This is a genomic window from Acinetobacter sp. V2, assembly GCF_001188385.1.
Lineage (GTDB): Bacteria > Pseudomonadota > Gammaproteobacteria > Pseudomonadales > Moraxellaceae > Acinetobacter > Acinetobacter oleivorans.
Genome location: NZ_JZFB01000002.1, coordinates 440523 through 444274 on the forward strand (window position 1 = coordinate 440523; position 3752 = coordinate 444274).

Sequence of the window (3752 nt, forward strand, 5' to 3'; positions counted from 1 at the left end):
ATGCTCGCTTTATGGAAAGCATTACCACAAGGTATGGTTGCCCAAAAGCCGAATGTGAAAGCTGAGTTGAAAGTGTTAACGCGCACTCCTGTAATACTTGCTCTACTTACCACCGTGCTTGGTGCGGGTGCAATGTTTACGCTCTATACCTACATCGCGCCAAGTTTGACTGAGTTTACACATGCTTCACCGACCTTCATTACGTTTATGCTGATGTTGATTGGTGTCGGTTTCTCGGTTGGTAACCATTTAGGCGGTCGCTTTGCAGATTTGTCTATTAACAAAACTCTGATTGGTTTCTTGGTTCTGTTAATTGTGATGATGGTGACTTTCCCAATCCTTGCACAAAGCCAGATTGGAGCAGCCATTGCATTAGTGATCTGGGGTGCTGCAACTTTTGCTTTAGTTCCACCATTACAAATGCGTGTAATGTCTGTCGCTCACGAAGCACCAGGCCTTGCCTCTTCAGTAAATATCGGTGCCTTTAACTTAGGTAACGCAGTTGGAGCAGCAGCAGGTGCATTAGTACTCGATTTAGGTTGGGGTTATAGCGCAGTATCATTTGCTGGTGCATTGCTAGCAGGGTTAGGTTTGTTATTGGTTTTATTCCAAATCAAACGTGAAAGTAGCCCCGCCCAAGCATTACAGCAATGTTCAGAATAAAAAAAAGCGCCTGATCTCAGGCGCTTTTTTTTAAGCTATTTATTTTAAAATTTCTGGTAACTTGGGTTGCTCGTAAATCGGACTCGTCACTTCCCGCTTCATTTTCAGCAACATCTGGTAAGGTTGCTGTTGAACAAACATATTTACGAAGCTCAGCGGAATCGCACCGGCTGGGTCAGCATAACCACTTGTGGTTACTTTAACTTTGTTATTTGCAAGTTTCTGGAAGGTCCAATCACCTTCATAGCGTGTTAAGCGCACGACATCAGGTTGTATTGGATAATTACTATTAATTGCTGTGTTCTTAATGGTAATTAGGCCATTGGCCGCTTTACTCATTTTTCCTTTCACAACCACATCGCGATCTTTTAGAGGAAATGGAAAATCTAATAGCATATAGAGTGTGAATTCACCCTTTTTTTCATCTTGAGACAACATCTGAACCTTGCCCATATAAGGCACCCACTGATCAGCACGATTTACATCTAAAATCACAGCGACAGCGCGTTCAAGTGGTACATCAAAAGTCGTTTCAGCTTTATATTGAAAGACTGGATTATCAGTCTTTTGATAGGTCCAGACTTTAATATTATTACGGTCTAAGCTGAGTTTAGCTTTTTCCGTAGAAGCAGCCCCCGTCCAGAGGCTGCTTAAGCAAAGAAGAGTGGTCAAGGCAATTTGTTTTTTATTCATGTTCTGCTCTATCTTGTTTTTCTCGCTACACATGGAATACGTACAGGGTTTTAAACCTGTACGTCGTTCAATCCTAAAACATCTTTCATGTCATATTTACGCGCTTCACGGCCCACAACCCACGCAGCAGCTCGCACTGCACCAGAAGCAAAGTTCATACGATTCGTTGCTTTATGAGTCACTTCAACGCGCTCACCTTCACCAATGAACATCACAGTGTGCTCACCAACGATATCGCCACCACGAATAGTTTCAAAACCAATCGTTTGACGGTCACGTGGACCTGTGTGCCCTTCACGGCCATAAACAGCAACTTCTTTTAGGTTACGGCCTAAAGTATCTGCAATCGCTTCACCCATCATTAACGCTGTACCTGACGGCGCATCTACTTTATGACGGTGGTGAGCTTCAATCACTTCAATATCTACTGTATCGCCAAATACTTTTGCTGCAAGCTCAAGTAACTTGATTGATACATTTACGCCTACTGAATAGTTCGCTGCGTAAACTACAGGTGTATGAGTGGCAACTTCGTCTAATTCAGCTTTTTGCTCATCTGACATACCTGTTGTACCAATAACCATGGCAACCCCAGCTTCACGGCAAAGCTTCAAATGCTGAGCAGTTGCAACTGGTGCAGTAAAATCAATGATTACATCGCAATCTTTCAGAACATCGGCCAAGCTTCCTGAAACCTTCACACCCACTGAACCAATACCAGCAAGCTCACCAGCGTCAGTGCCCACCAAACTACTTTCCGGACGCTCTACCGCAGCAGCTAATTGATAGCCTGCTTGTTGAACTGCTTGAATAAGCGTACGGCCCATACGACCGCCTGCACCTAAAATACCAATGCGTGGAGCTGCTGACATAATCCTTCCCAATCTTCTGTTTTACGTAATTTGTCTACTATATCAAAACTCTTTGCTCACGATAAAAAGTAAAAATTATTTTTTGAGATGAACTGAAATTTAAGCTGTTTTCACAAAAGTTAAAGAATTGATCTGCACACTACGGGCCACGAATGAAAAAAAGATGACTATAAGGAGTTCAACATGCATTCGAGAATTATTGGCTTTACAGTGATGATGGGGATTATGAGTTCAATGGCATTTGCAGAGCCTGCAATCCAGCCAGGAGACACATTAGAAAGCTTATCTAAAGCACGTATTACAACTAACGTAAGTACTCAAACAGCAACACCTACAGCTCAAACTGTAGCAACTGATGCCAACACTGACGTTAAAGTTGAAGATATTGACCCGATTATTGGAGAAACAATAGCAGAGGCACCAAAAGTAGCTGTACAGGCAGAAGCTGTAGCCGTACCAGTAATCGAAAATGCTCCGACTCTTGCTTCTAGCGAACCGACTGTAAGCATTAATGATATTGATGTTGCTCATCCTACAGAGTAAGCAGACGTAATTTTCTTTTAAGCAGAATAAAAATAATAAGATGAATCAGCGCAATAAAAAGGCGGATATTTTATCAATATCCGCCTTCTTTTTAATTTCTTATCTAATCAAGTATTAATCGAACAAACGATCAAAGAATGATTTTTTCTTCGGTGAAGAAGCACTGTCTTCGCCATCAAAAGAAGCTTGCAACTCTTTAAGTAATTCACGTTGACGAGAATTTAAGTTGACTGGTGTTTCTACCACAATACGGCAAAGTAAATCACCCACCATGCTGCTACGTACTGGACGAACGCCCTTGCCACGTAAACGGAATAATTTACCTGTTTGAGTTCCCTCAGGAATCTTCAAGCTAACGCGACCTTCCAAAGTTGGAATTTCAATTTCTTTACCAAGTGCAGCATCAGCAATGCTCACTGGTACGTCCATATAAAGATCGGCACCATCACGTTGGAAAATTTCGTGTTCACGAACAACGACTTCAACGTATAAATCACCTGATTGGCCATCACGAATTGCTTCGCCTTTACCACTCAAACGAACGCGGTCACCATTATCTACACCCGCTGGAATTGTAACTTCCAACGTTTGCTGGCGATCAGCTACACCTGAACCATGACATGCCTGACAAGGGTTTTTAATAATTTTACCTTGGCCACGACAAGTACCACATGTTTGTTGTACAGAGAAGAAACCTTGCTGCATACGTACTTGTCCCGAACCATGACAAGTTTTACAGGTTTCAACATCTTTTGGATTTTTTGAACCTTTACCATCACACACATCACAAGGTGCTGGAGCAGTAAAAGTAATGGTTTTTTTCACCCCTTTTACAGCTTCTTCAAGGGTAAGTTCCATTACATAGCGTAGATCTGATCCGCGACGTTGACGCTGTTGACGTCCACCACCACCGAATGCACCCCCGAAGATATCACCGAACTGGCTGAAAATGTCTTCGGCACTAAATCCACCAAAGCCACC

Annotated in this window: 5 protein-coding genes; 2 read left to right on the top strand and 3 right to left on the bottom strand. The window is 42.6% G+C overall.

All coding sequences use genetic code 11. From position 1 onward, the window contains the following. The coding region (locus UC75_RS21220) for an MFS transporter (RefSeq protein ID WP_228137276.1) at positions 1-663 on the top strand (663 nt) is incomplete at its 5' end. Between the two features lie 39 nt (positions 664-702). Here the strand turns inward: UC75_RS21220 and UC75_RS10875 are convergent. Continuing rightward, a complete protein-coding gene (locus UC75_RS10875) occupies positions 703-1356 on the bottom strand; it encodes an START domain-containing protein (RefSeq protein WP_005300357.1) in 654 nt (217 codons plus the stop codon). Between the two features lie 50 nt (positions 1357-1406). Further along, complete coding sequence (gene dapB, locus UC75_RS10880; RefSeq protein WP_049837587.1) at positions 1407-2228, bottom strand: 4-hydroxy-tetrahydrodipicolinate reductase; 822 nt, start codon at positions 2226-2228, stop codon at positions 1407-1409. A gap of 183 nt (positions 2229-2411) precedes the next feature. On the opposite strand from dapB, the gene UC75_RS10885 reads away from it, so the two are divergent. Next, complete coding sequence (locus UC75_RS10885; RefSeq protein WP_049837588.1) at positions 2412-2771, top strand: hypothetical protein; 360 nt, start codon at positions 2412-2414, stop codon at positions 2769-2771. A 114-nt stretch (positions 2772-2885) separates the two neighbouring features. Here the strand turns inward: UC75_RS10885 and UC75_RS10890 are convergent. Then, positions 2886-3752: molecular chaperone DnaJ (locus UC75_RS10890; RefSeq protein ID WP_228137277.1), on the bottom strand; the 867-nt coding region annotated here is incomplete at its 5' end.